Source organism: Mycobacterium florentinum (assembly GCF_010730355.1).
GTDB lineage: Bacteria > Actinomycetota > Actinomycetes > Mycobacteriales > Mycobacteriaceae > Mycobacterium > Mycobacterium florentinum.
This window is the reverse complement of the sequence record NZ_AP022576.1, coordinates 4,297,316-4,313,185: the sequence shown is the minus strand read 5'-3', so window position 1 is coordinate 4,313,185 and position 15,870 is coordinate 4,297,316. Positions and strand designations below refer to the sequence as shown.

Genomic DNA, 15,870 nt, shown 5'->3' with positions numbered 1-15,870 from the left:
CGTGATTCCGACCGATCCCACGGTCACCAAACTGCTGGCGCCGCTGGCCGAGGTCGACGACCGGGGTGTCTACTTCGAGGAGTCGTTCACCAGCTGGCGCGATCACCTGCAGCACGGGGCCGCGATAGCCGCGACGCTGCGCGAACGCCTGGACCCGAACCGGCCACCTCATATCGGCGTGCTGCTGGAAAACACGCCGTTCTTCTCGGCGATGTTGGTGGCGGCCGGGATGTCGGGGATTGTGCCCGTTGGCCTCAACCCGGTACGCCGCGGCGAGGCGCTGTCCCGCGACATCAGCCGAGCCGACTGCCAGCTGGTGCTGGCGGATTCGAAATCGGCTGCGACACTGGATGATATCGGCCACCTGAACGTCGACTCGGCGCAGTGGGCCGCCGAAGTCGACGCGCATCGCGACGCCGAATTGAGTTTCCAGTCCGCGTCGGCCGAAGACCTCTTCATGCTGATCTTCACGTCGGGCACCAGCGGCGAGCCGAAGGCGGTGAAGTGCAGCCACGGCAAGGTCGCGATCGCCGGAATTACGATGTCACAGCGATTCAACCTCGGCCGCGACGACGTCTGTTACGTGTCGATGCCGTTGTTCCATTCCAACGCGGTGCTGGTCGGCTGGGCGGTAGCAGCGGCGTGTCAGGGATCAATGGCGTTGCGGCGCAAGTTCTCCGCGTCTGGATTCTTGCCGGATGTGCGTCGCTACGGCGCCACCTACGCCAACTACGTGGGTAAGCCGCTGTCCTATGTGCTGGCGACGCCGGAGCAACCCGACGACGCGGACAACCCGTTGCGGGCGGTGTACGGCAACGAGGGGGTGCCCGCCGACATCGAACGGTTCGGCCGCCGATTCGGCTGCGCAGTCCAGGACGGATTCGGCTCGACCGAAGGCGGAGTCGCGATCGCCCGCACCCCCGATACGCCGCCGGGCGCCCTGGGACCGCTGACCGAAGGGCTGGACATCGTCGATCCCGACACCGGCAAGCCCTGCGAAGTGGGCGTCGTCGGCGAGCTGGTAAACACCAGCGGCCCAGGCCGTTTCGAGGGTTACTACAACGACGCGGCCGCCGAGGCCGAGCGAATGGCGGGCGGGGTCTACCACAGTGGCGACCTCGCCTATCGCGACGAGGCCGGGTACGCATACTTCGCTGGGCGCCTTGGCGATTGGATGCGGGTCGACGGCGAAAATCTCGGCGCGGCGCCGATCGAACGAGTACTGCTGCGCTACCCCGATGCGGCCGAGGTCGCCGTGTACGCGATCCCCGATCCGGTGGTCGGCGACCAGGTGATGGCCGCGCTGGTGATGACGCAGGGCAGCGAGTTCGACGCCGAGAAATTTCGGGTGTTTCTGGCCGAGCAGCCCGACCTGGGCCCCAGGCAATGGCCGTCGTACATCAGGGTCAGCGCGGAGCTCCCGCGGACGGTGACATTCAAGGTGCTCAAACGCCAGTTGGCGGCCGAAGGTATCGACTGTCATGATCGGGTATGGCCGATACCCCGATAACCCGATGACGTCGCGGCCCCTGGAGTTGGCGCTGGAAGCCAGCTTTGAGCAGCTTTCCGACGTGGTACCGGCCAACATTGGCGTCGCGATCGCCCGCCCGGACCGGACCTATTCACTGGGCAGGTGGTGGTCGGGCGTCGCCTGGTCGACGATCAAGGTGCCCCTGGCGATCGCGGCGTTGCGCAGCGACTGGCTCAGCGCCAAAGAGCTGGCCATCAAGGCCATCACCGAATCCGACAATCGCGCATCCGAGCAGTTGTGGTCGCTGCTGGGCGACCCGGTCGACGCGGCACGCAAGGTACAGGGCGTCGTCGCCGAGGGCGGAGACACCGCGACGGTGGTCGAATCGCGGCGGCTTCGGCGTGGTTTCACCGCATTCGGCCAGACGCAGTGGACTCTGCAACGGCAAGCTCGGTTCGCCGCCGAGTTGCCGCTGATCCCCGACGCCGCGGACGTGATCGAGCTGATGACCGACCTCACGCCCGATCACCGCTGGGGCCTGGCCGCCAATGGCTCTGCGGCGAAGGGCGGTTGGGGCCCGGGCACCGACGGCGAGTACCTGGTGCGACAGTTCGGGATCCTGCCCACGCCTTCGGGGGAATGGGGCGTGGCATTGGCGGCCGAAGTCCGCGACGGCGGCTTTGAAACCGGGGTCGAGGTCGTCAATACGGTGACGGATTGGCTCGTCAGCCGGCTTCCCGTGCTGGCCCGCTATTGACGGACATCGAATTCCACAGCGGGCCTGAAAGCCGCCTAACCCGTGATCGACGGCACCACCGCGTCGATCAGATGCGGCCCGGGCTCGGCGAAGGCTTCGCGCAGCGCATCGGCGAGCTCTTCGGCGGTGTGCACGCGCCGGGCAGGTACCCCCATACCTTCGGAAATGTTGACGAAATCCATTGCGGGGCGCGATAAGTCGAGCAGATCGAGCGCCTTCGGTCCGGGAGCGGACCCGGCGCCGACGCGTTGCAGCTCGATGCGCAAGATGTCGTAGGCGCTGTTGTCGTACAGCACGGTGGTCACGTTGAGGCTCTCGCGCGCCTGGGTCCACAGTCCCGAAATCGTGTACATCGCGGACCCGTCGGATTCCAGGCACAGCACCGGGCGGTCCGGGGCGGCCACCGCCGCACCCACCGCGGCGGGGATGCCGTAGCCGATCGCCCCGCCGGTCAACGTCAGCCAGTCATGGGCCGGCGCCCCGGCGGTCGCCTGCGCCAGCAGCAGGCCCGAGGTGTTCGACTCGTCGACGACGATCGCCCGCTCCGGCAGCAGCGCTCCGATCACGTCGGCCGCCGAGGCGGAAGTCAGCGCGCCGGTCGGCAACTGCGGGCGCGACGCGGCGGCCAACGGGGCAACCGTGCCGGGTGCGATCTCGTCGGCCAATGCGATCAGCGCGTCGGCCGCACCGACGTACTCGGCGAGCACGTGCACCTCGCAACCCGCCGGCACCAGGTCGCTGGGCATGTTCGGGTACGCGAAGAAGGACACCGGAGATTTCGCACCGGCCAGGATCAGATGCTTGGCGCCGTCCAGTTGCGCGGTGGCGGCCTCGGCGAAGTACGCCAGGCGCTCGACGGCGGGAACGCCGGCACCGCGTTCCAGGCGGGTCGGGAAGGTCTCGCACAGCCAGCGCGCGCCGGTCGCCCGCGCGATCCGCGCCGCCGCGGCCAGCCCCGGGCCACGGGTGGCGTCGCCGCCCACCATGATCACCGCGGGTTCTCCCGACCGCAGCACCTCGGCGACCTCGGGCCCCAGCAGCGGGTCGGCTTGGGCCCTCCGCGGCGGCGTCACAGCGGCGGGCTCGGCACCGTCCGACCACGACACGTCGGCGGGCAAGATCAGGGTGGAGATCTGCGAGCGGACCCGGCTGGTAGCGACCGCCTCGGCGGTGTCGAGGGCGACGTCGGCCGTGGCACCCGTGCGCCGCACCCATCCCGAGACACTGCCCGCGAGCGCACCGATGTCGGATTCCAGTGGGGCATCGTACTTTTTGTGATACGTGGCGTGATCGCCGACGACGACCACCATCGGCACGTGGGCGCGCCGCGCATTGTGCAGGTTGGCCAGGCCGTTGCCCAATCCGGGGCCCAGGTGTAACAACACTGCCGCCGGCCGATCGGCGATGCGCGCATATCCGTCGGCCGCGCCCGTGGCGACGCCCTCGAAAAGAGCGAGCACGCCGCGCATTTGGGGAACGGTGTCCAACGCGGCCACGAAGTGCATCTCCGAGGTGCCGGGGTTGGCGAAGCACACGTCAACGCCGCCGTCGATCAGGGTGTTGATCAGAGCCTGCGCACCGTTCACCTGTTTGCCTCCAGTCTGAATACGCGTTCGGCATTGCCGTGGAGAAAGTCGTGGCGAGCCGCGTCGTCGAGACCGAGTTCGTCGAGCCCGGCCAAAGCATGCGCGTGAGTGATCATCGGGTAGTTGGTGCCGAACAGGACTTTGCGTTGTCCGGTACCGGTTTTCATGAACCGGATCAGTTCGTCGGGCAGCCGCCGGATCGTGTACGCCGACGTATCGATGTAGACATTCTCATGCTTGCGCGCGACGGCCACCATCTCCTCGGTCCATGGATAGCCGACGTGTCCGCACACGATCACCAGCTCGGGAAAGTCCAGCGCAACCTGGTCGATGTGGGGAATCGGGCGCCCGGTCTCCGAGGGTCGCAGCGGGCCGGTGTGGCCGACCTGGGTGCAGAACGGAACGCCGGCCTCGACGCACTCGGCGAACAGCGGGTAATAGCGGCGATCGGTGGGCGGCGCGTTCCACAGCCACGGCACTACCCGCAGGCCGACGAATCCTTCGGCCACCCGGCGCCGCAACTCACGGACCGCCTCCATCGGGCGATCGAGGTCGACGGTCGCAAGACCGGCAAACCGGTTCGGATGCAACCGAATCCACTCCGCGACCTCGTCGTTGGAGACCAGATCCTGGCCATTGGGGCCGTGCCACGCACTGAGCAGCCCGAAACCTACGTCGGCCGCGTCCATCGCGGCGACGGTGACCTCGATCGGGATGTCGGCATCCGGTATCGACCCGGCGGTCCAGCGCCGCAGGGAGGCCAGGAAATCGCTGCGCAGGAACCGCGCAGTCGGGTGCTGCATCCACACATCGATCGTCATCGCCATTCCACAGTAGCCGCGCGCGTCAGAGGGCCAGCGCGGCACGGGCACAAGCATGCGTCCGCTCGGCGTACCCGCTTCCGAACAGCACGACGTGCGCCAGCAGCGGAAAGAGTTGATGCAGCCCGATGCGATCGCGCCAACCGGGATGCAGCGGGCGGACCTGCTGGTAGCCCGCGACGACGGCGTCGTAATGCGGGCAGCCGAACAGCGCGAGCATCGCCAGGTCGGTCTCGCGATGCCCGCCGTGCGCGGCCGGGTCGATCAGCACCACACCGTCGGGTGTCCACATCACGTTGCCGCCCCACAAGTCGCCGTGCAGCCGGGCCGGCCGATCGTCGTCGTCGAAATCGCCCGCCCGGCAACGCGCCAGCACGGCAACGATCGCGGCCCGGGCGGACGCATCCAGGCACGCCGCCGCGAGCTCGAACATCGGGGCCAACCGCTCGTCGGCGTAGAAGTCGCCCCAGTGTTGATGGGATCGCAGCGACATCGGCAAGGGTTGCGACAACGGCCCGAAGAAGCCCGGCCCGTCCCAGCCGTCGGGCCCCGCGCCGAACGCCGGAGCGCCCGCGTCATGCGTGGCGGCCAGTCGGCTGCCGAACACACGCGCCGCCTCCGGATCCGGGCTCACCGATTCGAGTCGTCGCAGGGTCAGGCTCGTTGTGTCAACCGAAACAATCGGCGCGCCGGGCACCCCGCCGTCGACCTCGGCGCTCGAAAGCCATCGCAGCCCCGCTGCTTCCCAGGCGAAGTAGCCGGTGGGCGCGCCCGCGTGCTGTTTGACGAAATCGGTCAGGGTGTCAGGCAGTCGTCGCGTGAGCGGCGTGCACGTCGTCGGCCGGACGCGCCTCCGTCTGCTCCTTGGCCCAGCGGTAGTCGGGCTTGCCGGCCGGTGATCGCTTCACCTCGTCGACGAGCCAAAGACTGCGCGGCACTTTGTATCCCGCGATCTCGGAGCGCACGAAGCTGTCCAGCTCCGACAACGCCGGCCGCGTCCCGGGCCGCGCTTGCACGACGGCGGCCACGTGCTGGCCGTAGCGGGGATCGGGCACACCGACCACCAGCGCATCGAAGACGTCGGGGTGCCCCTTGAGCGCGGCCTCGACCTCCTCGGGGTAGATCTTTTCGCCGCCGCTGTTGATCGAGACAGAGCCGCGACCCAGCATCGTGACGGTGCCGTCCGCCTCGACCGTTGCGTAGTCGCCGGGGATGGCATAGCGGACACCGTTGATGGTCTTGAACGTCTCGGCGGTCTTCTTCTCGTCCTTGTAGTAGCCGACGGGAATGTTGCCCTTCTTGGCGATGAAGCCGCGGACCCCGGAGCCCGGCTGGACCTCGTTGCCGTCGTCGTCGAGGACGACGGTGCGGTGGTCGATCGTCACGCGCGGGCCGCCGCTGTGCGGGGCGTCCTTGGCGACGATGCTGGTGCCGCCGAAGCCGGTCTCCGAGGAGCCGATCGAGTCGGTGATGACCCGGTTGGGCAGCAGCTCGAGGAACTTCTCCTTGATACTCGGGGAGAACAGCGCCGCGGTGGAGGCGAGCAGGAACAGCGAGGACAGGTCGTACTCGTTGCCCTTGTCCTGGTGCGCCAGCAGCGCGTCCAGCAGCGGCCGTGCCATCGCGTCGCCGGTGAAGAACAGCAGGTTCACCTTGTGGTCGTGAATCGTGCGCCAGACTTCGTCGGCGTTGAATTCCGGTGCCAGAACGGTGGTTTGGCCCGAGAAGATCGACATCCAGGTGGCCGATTGGGTCGCACCGTGGATCATCGGCGGAATCGGGTGGCGCACCATCGGTGGGTTGGCCGCGGCGGCCTTGGCCAGGTCGTACTCGTCCTCAATGAATTCGCCTGTGGCGAAGTCGGTTCCACCGAACAGCACGCGGTAGATGTCCTCGTGGCGCCACATCACGCCCTTGGGGAAGCCCGTCGTGCCGCCGGTGTAGAGCAGGTAGATGTCGTCGGCGCTGCGCTCGCCGAAGTCGCGCTCGGGTGAGCTTCCCGCGATCGCGGCGTAGAACTCGACTCCGCCGTAGCGCTGGAAATCGTTGTCGCTGCCGTCCTCGACGACCAGGATCGTCTTGACGTTCGGAGTCTCGGGCAGCACGTTGGCGACGCGGTCGGAGTACTGACGCTCGTGGACGAGCGCGACCATGTCGGAGTTGTCGAACAGGTAGCGAAGCTCGCCCTCGACGTAGCGGTAGTTGACGTTCACCAGGATGGCGCCGGCCTTGATGATGCCGAGCATCGCGATGACGATTTCGATGCGGTTGCGGCAGTAGAGGCCGACCTTGTCGTCCTTCTTCACGCCCTGTTCGGTCAGGTAGTGCGCGAGGCGGTTGGCCTTCTCTTCCAGCTCGGCGTAGGTCAGCTGTTGATCGCCGCAGATGAGGGCTACACGGTCAGGCACGGCGTCGATGGCGTGCTCGGCAAGATCGGCAATATTCAGGGCCACGGCCACCAAATTAGAACGTGTTACATTTCTTGACAAGTTCATGCTCGATGACGAGGGAAGGGCGGTAGCCGTGGCCGACGCACCAGCAAACGAACCAACGGGACCCGACGCGCTGGTTGAGCAGCGCGGTCACACCCTGATCGTCACCCTGAACCGACCGCACGCCCGCAATGCGCTGAGCACCGAAATGATGGAAATCATGGTGCAGGCCTGGGACCGCGTCGACAACGACGACGACATCCGCTGCTGCATCCTGACCGGGGCCGGCGGCTACTTCTGCGCCGGCATGGACCTCAAGGCAGCAACCAAAAAGCCGCCGGGCGAGTCGTTCAAGGACGGCAGCTACGACCCGTCACGCATCGACGCCCTGCTCAAAGGCCGGCGGTTGACCAAACCGCTGATTGCGGCCGTCGAGGGCCCGGCGATCGCCGGCGGCACCGAGATTCTGCAGGGCACCGACATCCGCGTCGCCGGCGAGAGCGCCAAGTTCGGCATCTCCGAGGCCAAGTGGAGCCTCTACCCGATGGGCGGTTCGGCCGTCCGGCTGGTGCGCCAGATCCCCTACACCGTGGCCTGCGACCTGCTGCTGACCGGCCGGCACATCACCGCCGCCGAGGCCAAGGAGATGGGCCTGATCGGGCACCTGGTGCCCGACGGGCAGGCGCTGACCAAGGCGCTCGAGATCGCCGAGCTGATCGAGAACAACGGCCCGCTGGCCGTGCAGGCGATTCTGCGGGCGATCCGCGAGACCGAGGGCATGCACGAGAACGACGCGTTCAAGATCGACACCCAGATCGGCATCAAGGTGTTCTTGTCCGACGACGCCAAGGAAGGCCCGCGAGCCTTCGCCGAGAAGCGCAAGCCCAACTTCCAGAACAAGTAAGCCGTTCGCCTCGCCCTTTTCGCCGAGCCCCCTTTTCCGCCGAGCCCCGTTCGCCTCGCCCTTTTCGCCGAGCGTGCTCTGAGGGAGGGTTTTCGACGAATTTTCCGCCCTGAGAGCACGTTCGACGCGACTGTCGGTGCTCGGCGGCACACTTGCCGCGTGACAGAAGCATTCCTCGGCAGCGAGGCGCGCGCATCGGGCGCCGTGACGCGCCACGAGTTACGTGGCCGATTCGTCGCCGTCTATCCCGACGTTTACGTGCCGGCCGGCGCGAACCTCACTCCTATCACACGGGCTCACGCGGCCTGGCTGTGGTCACGACGGCGCGGCGTTGTCGCGGGGCAGTCCGCATCTGCACTGCACGGCGCCAAGTGGGTCAGCCATCAAGCGCCTGCGCAGCTGCTTTACCCACACCGTCGGCCGCCACCGGGAATCCGCACCTGGATAGGTCGCGTCGCCGACAACGAGATGCAGCTGATCAACGGAATGTCGACAACTACCCCGGCACGGACCGCCTTTGACCTGGCGTGTCGCAATCCCGTCAGCAATGCCGTCGTTGCCATCGACGCACTGGTTCGGGCGACCAGACTAGATATCGCCGACGTGGAGTTAATCGCCGAACGCTACAAAGGACACCGAAATGTCAGACGTGCCAGGCGAGCACTGAAACTGGTCGACGGCGGAGCCGATTCACCCCGCGAAACATGGTTGCGGCTACTGCTCATCGAGGCGGGTTATCCGCGGCCGCGGACGCAGATCCCGGTCTACGGCCAGTACAGCGAGCTCGTAGCTGTGCTCGACATGGGTTGGGAAGACATCAAAGTCGGCGTCGAGTACGAGGGGGATCACCATCGGACGGACCGCAGACAATTCAATCGGGATATCGCACGCTACGAGGCTTTGACCGAACTCGGCTGGGTCATCGTGCGCGTCACGGCCGAAGACCTCCCGGGCGGCATTCTGTTCCGGCTTTCAGCGGCCTGGTCCCGCCGAACGTGCTCTCAGGGCGAGAAAATCGCCTAAATCCCGCCACCAGAGCACGTTCGGCGTAAAGGTGGGGCAAGGCGTAAAGGTGGGGCACGGCGCAAAGGCTTAGCCGAGTGGCGCGCTCGGGGTGAATGCGACCGGCATCTTCTCCAGGCCGGACACGAAGTTCGCCGGACGCAACGGCAGCGCGGCATCCGAGGCCAGCCGCAGGTCCGGCAGGCGCTGCAACAGGCGGGTCTGCATGATCGACAGCTCGAGACGGGCAAGCTGGTTGCCGAGACAGAAGTGGGTGCCGAAGCCGAACGCGAGGTGGTTGTTCGGGTAGCGCTCGATGTTGAAGCTCTCCGGCTCCTCGAAGACCTTCTCGTCGAAGTTCGCCGACTCGAACAGCAGGATCATCTTCTCGCCCTCGTGCAACTGGGTCCCATGGAACTCGGTATCGGCGGTGATCGTGCGGGCCATGTTCTTCACCGGCGCGGTCCAGCGCAGCATCTCTTCAATTGCGTTGGGCAGCAGGCTCAAATCACCCACCAGACGCTTGTGCTGATCGGGGTGCAGCAGCAGCTGCCGCGTTCCGCCCGACAGCGTGTGCCGCGTGGTCTCGTCGCCGCCGATCAGCAGCAGCAGCACCTCGGTGACGATCTGGTGGTCCTCCAATTTGGACCCTTCGACCTCCGCATGCACCAGGACGCTGACCAGGTCGTCGGTCGCTTCCTTCTTGCGGGCCTCGATCATGCCCATCATGTATTGGCTGTAGGTGGCGAACGCCTCCATCGTGACCTGGATATCCGCCTCGGCCGCGGTGCTGCTCAAGGAACTGACCAGATCGTCGGACCACTTGAGGAACATCGCGCGTTCCTCGGGACGCACACCGAGCATGTCGCCGATGACCGCCATCGGCAGGGGCGCGGCCAGGTCCCAGACGAAATCACACTCGCCGCGTTCGCACACCGCGTCGATCAGCGTGTCGCACAGCGAGGTGATCGAGGCCTCGAGGTTCTTCACCCGCTTGCGGGTGAACCCATAGTTGACGAGCTTGCGGCGCAACAGATGTTGCGGATCGTCCATCTCGATCATCATCTCGACGCCCGGCTGGTCGGGGCGGATGCCGCCGGCATTCGAGAACAGCTCGGGGTTGCGCTCGGCGTCGATGACGGACTGATACGTCGCCGCCGCGGCCAGCCCGTTGCGATCCCGGAAGACCGGCTCGTGCTCGCGCATCCACTTGTAGACAGGTCGGGAGTCACCGGCGTAGAAAGCCCCGTCGGTCAAGTCGACGTCGGGTTTGATCATGGTCATGAGATCTCCTGGGCGTCACCGAATGTCATTTGAACGTGGTCAGCAGAGCTGGATAACATCGCGCGCTTCGGAAGTCCAAGCGACGCAAGTTCTTTCGCATAGGGGTGCTCGCCCAGCCGAACGCTCACGCCACCAAGGCGCGTCCGCACACCGTCCAGGGTGTGCTCGAAGGCGGTCTCGCGGGTGATCCCGTCGCGGTGGGAGTAGCTGCGCTGCGCCTGCTGGCGTGGGGTCAGCCGAATCGGCAGGCCGGGACGGAAGTCCATGCCGATCACCAATTGCCCGTCTATCACGCAGTCGAAGCCGAACTGGCGGCCCTCGCGAATCGTGAAGTCCGCCATGACTTTCGGATAGCCCCAGATCTTCGTCCCCGCCTCGAGCGTGAACGGCTGGTCGACGGGCAGGTGGTGAATGAAGGCGCCGGCCGAGCCCAGGGCGCGCGGCCCGCTCGCGGTCGACCCGGGCGGGTTGACCATCACGCTGGTGCCGAATTCGTAGTACTGGCCCAGGTCGCCGTCGATGTAGTGCATCAGCATCAGGACCACGATCGCGCGCCCGGGCAGGTAGCGGCAGACCCGCAGGCCGCTGTAGTCGATCAGATGCTGAGCGGCGTCGGCGTCCACCGAGAACATCGCCATGTGCTGATTTGCCTGGCGGATCCTCACCGGCATGGTGAGGACGGTGCCCGCGATGGTGTGCTGCGACACAGTCATCCGGTCAATCTAGAACCCGTTCTATTGACGGGGCAAGCCCGGGCCTAGATCAGCGCGGCGAGGTCGCGGACCTGCTCGGGAGAGCGGCCGGAGACGACCATCATCGTGACGCCGGCGGCCTCCCATGCCTTGATCTGCTTACGGACGTAGTCAGCGTCGCCGACGATCGCGGCGTCGTCGATGACCTCGTCGGGGATGATCTCGGCGGCCTTGTCCTTCTGGTTGCTGCGGAACAGCTTGGTGACGTCGTCGACCACCTCGGAGTAACCCATCCGGCGATAGACGTCGGCGTGGAAGTTGGTGTCCTCGGCGCCCATGCCGCCCATGTAGAGCGCGATGTAGGGCTTCATGGCCGCGAACGCGGCGCCGCGGTCCTCGGTGATGACGATGTTGGCCGTCGCGCAGATCTCGAAGTCCTTGCGGCTGCGGCGCGCGCCCGGCCGGGCGAAGCCCTCCTCCAGCCACTCGTTGTAGGTGTCGGCCATCCGCGGGGTGTAGAAGATCGGCAGCCAGCCGTCGCAGACCTCGGCGGCCAGCGCGACGTTCTTCGGCCCCTCGGCGCCCAGCATGATCGGGATGTCCGCGCGCAGCGGGTGGGTGATGGGCTTGAGCGGCTTACCCAGCCCGCTCGTGCCCTCGCCGGTCCGTGGCAGCGGGTAGTGGGGGCCGTCGCTGGTCACCGGCTCTTTGCGCGCCCACACCTGCCGGATGATGTCGATGTACTCACGGGTGCGGGCCAGCGGCTTCGGGAATGACTGGCCGTACCAGCCCTCCACGACCTGCGGCCCGGACACCCCCAGCCCGAGAATGTGCCGCCCACCGGACAGGTGGTCGAGGGTGAGCGCGGCCATGGCGCACGCGGTCGGGGTCCGCGCGGAGAGCTGCACAACCGATGTGCCCAGCCGCACCCGCCGCGTCGACGAGCCCCACCAGGCCAGCGGCGTGTAGGCATCGGAACCCCACGCCTCGGCGGTGAACACCGCGTCGAATCCGGCGGCCTCCGCCTCGGCGACGAGCTCGCCGTGGTTCTCCGGCGGCTGAGCGCCCCAATATCCCAGCTGCAAACCCAGCTTCATTTCTCGCACCTTTCCCGGCCGAACCGGACCCGATATTGAATCGGTTCTTAGAACCTGTTCTACTCGAAGGCGTGACAGCCACTTCGAGCGGCCCGACCACGATCGATCACTCCGAGCCGCCCCTCTCAGCGCCGTTAACTCTGTCCTTCGACTACACCCGTTCAGTGGGGACCACGCTCAGCAAGTTCTTCACCGCACTGCGTGAGCACCATGTCCTCGGGGTGCGCGGATCGGATGGCCGGGTGCATGTGCCACCGGCGGAATACGACCCGGTTACCTATGAACCGCTTGGCGAGATGGTACCGGTCTCGTCCGTCGGCACCGTGGTGTCCTGGACCTGGCAGCCCGAACCGCTGGGCGGCGAACCGCTGGACCGGCCGTTCGCCTGGGCCCTGATCAAGCTCGACGGCGCCGACACCCCGCTGCTGCACGCGGTCGACGCGGGCGAACCGGACAAGATCAAGACCGGCGCGCGGGTGCACGTGCACTGGGCCGACGAGACGGTGGGCGCCATCACCGACATCGCCTACTTCGCGCTCGGCGAGGACGCCGAGCCCGAGGGACCCGCGGACTCAGCGAGCGACAAAGACCCGGTCACGATGATCGTCACGCCCGTCTCGCTGACCATTCAGCACACCGCCTCACACGAGGAAAGCGCCTACCTGCGCGCCATCGCGGAAGGCAAGCTGCTGGGCGCGCGCACCGGGAAGAACGGCAAGGTCTACTTCCCGCCGCACGGCGCGGACCCGGCCACCGGCCAGCCCACCACCGACTTCGTCGAGCTGCCGGACAAGGGCACCGTGACGACGTTCGCGATCATCAACATCCCGTTCCAGGGTCAGCGCATCAAGCCGCCCTACGTGGCCGCCTATGTGCTGCTGGACGGCGCCGACATTCCATTCCTGCATCTGGTCGCCGACATCGATGCACACGAGGTGCGGATGGGCATGCGAGTGGAAGCGGTGTGGAAGCCCCGCGAGGAGTGGAGTTTTGGCATCGACAACATCGAGTACTTCCGGCCCACCGGTGAACCGGACGCCGAGTACGACACCTACAAGCACCACCTGTAAAGGGCCCACCTGCACATGAGCGAACGCAATGTTGCGGTCGTCGGCTTTGCCCACGCCCCGCATGTACGCCGCACCGACGGCACCACCAACGGCGTCGAGATGTTGATTCCGTGCTTCGCCCAGCTCTACGAGGAGCTGGGCATCGCCCGCACGGACATCGGCTTCTGGTGCTCCGGGTCGTCCGATTACCTTGCCGGACGAGCCTTTTCGTTTATCTCGGCCATCGACTCGATCGGCGCTGTTCCGCCGATCAACGAGTCGCACGTCGAGATGGACGCGGCCTGGGCCCTTTACGAGGCCTACATCAAGATCCTGACCGGCGAGGTGGAGACCGCGCTGGTGTACGGCTTCGGCAAGTCCTCCGCCGGCAACCTGCGCCAGATCCTGTCTCGACAGACCGACCCTTACACCGTTGCGCCGCTGTGGCCGGACTCGGTGTCGCTGGCCGGACTGCAGGCCCGTATCGGGCTCGACTCCGGAAAGTGGACCGAAATTCAGATGGCCCGCGTCGCATTCGATTCGTTCGCCAACGCCCGCCGGGTCGACAAGGTGGAGTCGGCGGTCAACGTCGAGGACCTGCTGGAGCGCCCGTTCTTCGCCGACCCGCTGCGACGCCACGACATCGCACCGATTACCGACGGCGCGGCCGCGATCGTGCTCGCCGCCGACGACCGCGCCCGTGAGTTACGCGAAAACCCGGCCTGGATAACCGGAATCGAGCATCGCATCGAAACCCCGGTGCTCGGCGCCCGCGACCTCACCACCTCCCCGTCCACCCGGGCAGCGGCCAAGGCTGCCACCGGCGACAACACCGCCAATCTCGACGTCGCCGAGATCCACGCGCCGTTCACCCACCAGCACCTGATCCTCACGGATGCCATCCGGGTCCCGGGGAAGACGAAAGTCAATCCGTCCGGCGGAGCGCTGTCGGCCAACCCCATGTTCGTTGCCGGTCTCGAACGCATCGGATTTGCCGCACAACACATTTGGGATGGTTCCGCGAATCGGGTGCTGGCACACGCCACCAGCGGGCCCGCGCTGCAGCAGAACCTGATCGCGGTCATGGAAGGGAAGAACTGATGGCCGGTGCAGGAGCGCACCTCGCCGCGGTACTGGGTACCGGGCAGACCAAGTACGTAGCCAAGCGCAAAGACGTCTCGATGAACGGCCTGGTGCGCGAGGCGATCGACCGCGCGCTGGAAGACTCCGGTTCCACCTTCGACGACATCGACGCGGTCGTGGTCGGCAAGGCGCCGGACTTCTTCGAGGGCGTCATGATGCCGGAGCTGTTCATGGCCGACGCTATGGGCGCCACCGGCAAGCCGCTCATCCGGGTGCACACTGCCGGATCGGTCGGCGGCTCCACCGCAATCGTGGCGGCCAGCCTGGTGCAGTCCGGCAAGTACCGGCGGGTGCTGGCGATGGCCTGGGAGAAGCAGTCGGAATCAAATGCCATGTGGGCGTTGTCGATTCCCATCCCCTTCATCAAGCCGGTCGGCGCCGGCGCCGGCGGCTACTTCGCGCCGCACGTGCGCTCCTACATCCGCCGCTCGGGCGCACCGTTGAACATCGGCGCCATCGTCGCGGTCAAGGACCGGCTCAACGGAGCCCGCAACCCGCTGGCGCACCTGCACCAGCCCGACATCACCGTGGACAAGGTGATGGAGTCCCCCATGCTGTGGGACCCGATCCGCTACGACGAGACCTGCCCGTCCTCCGACGGTGCCGCCGCCGTCGTGATCGGCAACGAGGAGATCGCCGAAGCCCGTCTGGCGCAAGGACAACCGGTGGCGTGGATCCATGCCACCGCGTTGCGCACCGAGCCGCTGCAGTTCTCCGGCCGTGACCAGGTCAGCCCGCAGGCCAGCCGCGACGCGGCCGCGGCACTGTGGGAGGCGGCCGGCATCAAGAGCCCGATCGACGAGATCGACGCCGCCGAGATCTACGTGCCGTTCTCGTGGTTCGAGCCAATGTGGTTGGAAAGCCTCGGCTTTGCGCCCGAGGGCGAGGGCTGGAAGCTCACCGAATCCGGCGAGACCGCCATCGGCGGTAAGCTACCGGTCAACCCGTCCGGCGGCGTGCTCTCGTCGAATCCGATCGGCGCCTCGGGCCTGATTCGCTTTGCCGAATCGGCCATCCAGGTGATGGGCAAGGGCGGCGATCACCAGGTGCCCGGCGCTCGAAAAGCACTGGGGCACGCCTACGGTGGTGGCTCGCAGTACTACTCCATGTGGGTGGTCGGTGCCGACAAGCCCGAAAAGGTAAGCGCGTGACTGAACATCCGGCCCACGAGGCCGGCCGTCGCTCGCGCGAGGCCGTCGGGGCCCGGGACAAGGAAGCCTGGCTCGCGGTGTTCACCGACGACGCCATCGTCGAGGATCCCATTGGGCCGTCTGCCTTCGACCCCGAAGGCAAGGGACATCGCGGTCGCGATGCGATCTCGGCATTCTGGGATCAGGCCATCGCCCCGACCACCAAGATCGAGTTCTTCTTCCGCGACACCTACCAGTGCGGCAACGAGGAAGCGAACGTCGGCCACATCCTGATCACGACCGGCGACTACCAGACAACGGCCGAAGGCGTGTTCACCTACAAGGCCAACGACGAAGGCAAACTAGTTGCCCTGCGCGCGTATTGGGAGATGGACCGCGCGGCGGCGAACACCCGCAAGGTCTAGGTAGTCGGCAAATCCGGTTCGCGGAATTTACCTGAAACTTCCTGTACCGGGGCACCGTCGCGCGGTACTGTCCTGGT

At 66.7% G+C, this 15,870-nt stretch carries 15 protein-coding genes; 8 read left to right on the top strand and 7 right to left on the bottom strand.

All coding sequences use genetic code 11. The annotated features are described in order from the left end of the window. The first annotated feature begins 1 nt into the window (after position 1). Positions 2 to 1,510: a long-chain-fatty-acid--CoA ligase FadD17 gene (fadD17, locus tag G6N55_RS20415; protein WP_085223430.1), complete on the top strand. Its 1,509-nt coding sequence runs from the start codon at positions 2 to 4 to the stop codon at positions 1,508 to 1,510. 4 nt (positions 1,511 to 1,514) lie between these two features. Beyond that, entirely contained in the window at positions 1,515 to 2,228 is a 714-nt protein-coding gene (locus G6N55_RS20410) for a serine hydrolase (RefSeq protein WP_085223428.1), read from the top strand. Between the two features lie 35 nt (positions 2,229 to 2,263). Here G6N55_RS20410 and G6N55_RS20405 read toward each other — a convergent pair whose 3' ends face one another. Genes G6N55_RS20405 through G6N55_RS20390 form a run of 4 tightly spaced genes read right to left on the bottom strand, consistent with a single transcriptional unit; the run spans position 2,264 to position 7,094 of the window. Then, complete coding sequence (locus G6N55_RS20405) at positions 2,264 to 3,814, bottom strand: acetolactate synthase large subunit (protein WP_085223426.1); 1,551 nt, start codon at positions 3,812 to 3,814, stop codon at positions 2,264 to 2,266. After that, positions 3,811 to 4,635 (bottom strand): amidohydrolase family protein, encoded by an 825-nt coding sequence (locus tag G6N55_RS20400; protein ID WP_085223941.1) that lies wholly within the window; start codon positions 4,633 to 4,635, stop codon positions 3,811 to 3,813. Before G6N55_RS20400 ends, G6N55_RS20405 begins: the two co-directional genes overlap by 4 nt. 25 nt (positions 4,636 to 4,660) lie before the next feature. Continuing rightward, complete coding sequence (locus G6N55_RS20395) at positions 4,661 to 5,434, bottom strand: fructosamine kinase family protein (protein ID WP_085223424.1); 774 nt, start codon at positions 5,432 to 5,434, stop codon at positions 4,661 to 4,663. 4 nt (positions 5,435 to 5,438) lie between these two features. Beyond that, entirely contained in the window at positions 5,439 to 7,094 is a 1,656-nt protein-coding gene (locus tag G6N55_RS20390) for an acyl-CoA synthetase (RefSeq protein ID WP_085223939.1), read from the bottom strand. 34 nt (positions 7,095 to 7,128) lie between these two features. Between G6N55_RS20390 and G6N55_RS20385 the strand changes: the two genes are divergently transcribed. After that, positions 7,129 to 7,971, top strand: coding sequence for a crotonase/enoyl-CoA hydratase family protein (locus G6N55_RS20385; protein WP_139826931.1), 843 nt, complete (start codon positions 7,129 to 7,131; stop codon positions 7,969 to 7,971). A gap of 159 nt (positions 7,972 to 8,130) precedes the next feature. Next, positions 8,131 to 8,994, top strand: coding sequence for a hypothetical protein (locus tag G6N55_RS20380; protein WP_085223422.1), 864 nt, complete (start codon positions 8,131 to 8,133; stop codon positions 8,992 to 8,994). Between the two features lie 69 nt (positions 8,995 to 9,063). Here the strand turns inward: G6N55_RS20380 and G6N55_RS20375 are convergent, their stop codons facing one another. The 3 genes from G6N55_RS20375 to G6N55_RS20365 are packed head-to-tail and all read right to left on the bottom strand — an operon-like array spanning position 9,064 to position 12,046. Continuing rightward, a complete protein-coding gene (locus tag G6N55_RS20375; protein WP_085223420.1) occupies positions 9,064 to 10,257 on the bottom strand; it encodes a cytochrome P450 in 1,194 nt (397 codons plus the stop codon). After that, on the bottom strand, positions 10,254 to 10,970 hold the full coding sequence (locus G6N55_RS20370) for an acetoacetate decarboxylase family protein (protein ID WP_139826930.1): 717 nt from the start codon (positions 10,968 to 10,970) through the stop codon (positions 10,254 to 10,256). The genes G6N55_RS20375 and G6N55_RS20370 overlap by 4 nt, the downstream gene beginning before the upstream one ends. 44 nt (positions 10,971 to 11,014) lie before the next feature. Then, entirely contained in the window at positions 11,015 to 12,046 is a 1,032-nt protein-coding gene (locus G6N55_RS20365) for an LLM class F420-dependent oxidoreductase (RefSeq protein ID WP_085223418.1), read from the bottom strand. A gap of 71 nt (positions 12,047 to 12,117) precedes the next feature. On the opposite strand from G6N55_RS20365, the gene G6N55_RS20360 reads away from it, so the two are divergent. The 4 genes from G6N55_RS20360 to G6N55_RS20345 are packed head-to-tail and all read left to right on the top strand — an operon-like array spanning position 12,118 to position 15,793. Then, positions 12,118 to 13,116, top strand: coding sequence for a Zn-ribbon domain-containing OB-fold protein (locus G6N55_RS20360; protein ID WP_085223416.1), 999 nt, complete (start codon positions 12,118 to 12,120; stop codon positions 13,114 to 13,116). Between the two features lie 15 nt (positions 13,117 to 13,131). Next, positions 13,132 to 14,196, top strand: a complete 1,065-nt coding sequence (locus G6N55_RS20355; protein WP_085223415.1) for a thiolase domain-containing protein — start codon at positions 13,132 to 13,134, stop codon at positions 14,194 to 14,196. Further along, complete coding sequence (locus G6N55_RS20350) at positions 14,196 to 15,389, top strand: thiolase domain-containing protein (protein WP_085223413.1); 1,194 nt, start codon at positions 14,196 to 14,198, stop codon at positions 15,387 to 15,389. The genes G6N55_RS20355 and G6N55_RS20350 overlap by 1 nt, the downstream gene beginning before the upstream one ends. Further along, positions 15,386 to 15,793 carry a nuclear transport factor 2 family protein gene (locus tag G6N55_RS20345; protein WP_085223411.1) on the top strand — a complete coding sequence of 136 codons (408 nt, stop codon included), beginning with the start codon at positions 15,386 to 15,388 and terminating at the stop codon, positions 15,791 to 15,793. Before G6N55_RS20350 ends, G6N55_RS20345 begins: the two co-directional genes overlap by 4 nt. Positions 15,794 to 15,870: the final 77 nt, after the last annotated feature.

What these genes read in the sequence shown, in the direction of transcription:
- G6N55_RS20410 (WP_085223428.1), top strand. Translation starts at nt 1,515, where the DNA reads ATGACGTCGCGGCCCCTGGAGTTGGCGCTGGAAGCCAGCTTTGAGCAG.
- G6N55_RS20400 (WP_085223941.1), bottom strand. Translation starts at nt 4,635, where the DNA reads ATGACGATCGATGTGTGGATGCAGCACCCGACTGCGCGGTTCCTGCGC.
- G6N55_RS20385 (WP_139826931.1), top strand. Translation starts at nt 7,129, where the DNA reads ATGCTCGATGACGAGGGAAGGGCGGTAGCCGTGGCCGACGCACCAGCA.
- G6N55_RS20375 (WP_085223420.1), bottom strand. Translation starts at nt 10,257, where the DNA reads ATGACCATGATCAAACCCGACGTCGACTTGACCGACGGGGCTTTCTAC.
- G6N55_RS20370 (WP_139826930.1), bottom strand. Translation starts at nt 10,970, where the DNA reads ATGACTGTGTCGCAGCACACCATCGCGGGCACCGTCCTCACCATGCCG.
- G6N55_RS20365 (WP_085223418.1), bottom strand. Translation starts at nt 12,046, where the DNA reads ATGAAGCTGGGTTTGCAGCTGGGATATTGGGGCGCTCAGCCGCCGGAG.
- G6N55_RS20355 (WP_085223415.1), top strand. Translation starts at nt 13,132, where the DNA reads ATGAGCGAACGCAATGTTGCGGTCGTCGGCTTTGCCCACGCCCCGCAT.
- G6N55_RS20350 (WP_085223413.1), top strand. Translation starts at nt 14,196, where the DNA reads ATGGCCGGTGCAGGAGCGCACCTCGCCGCGGTACTGGGTACCGGGCAG.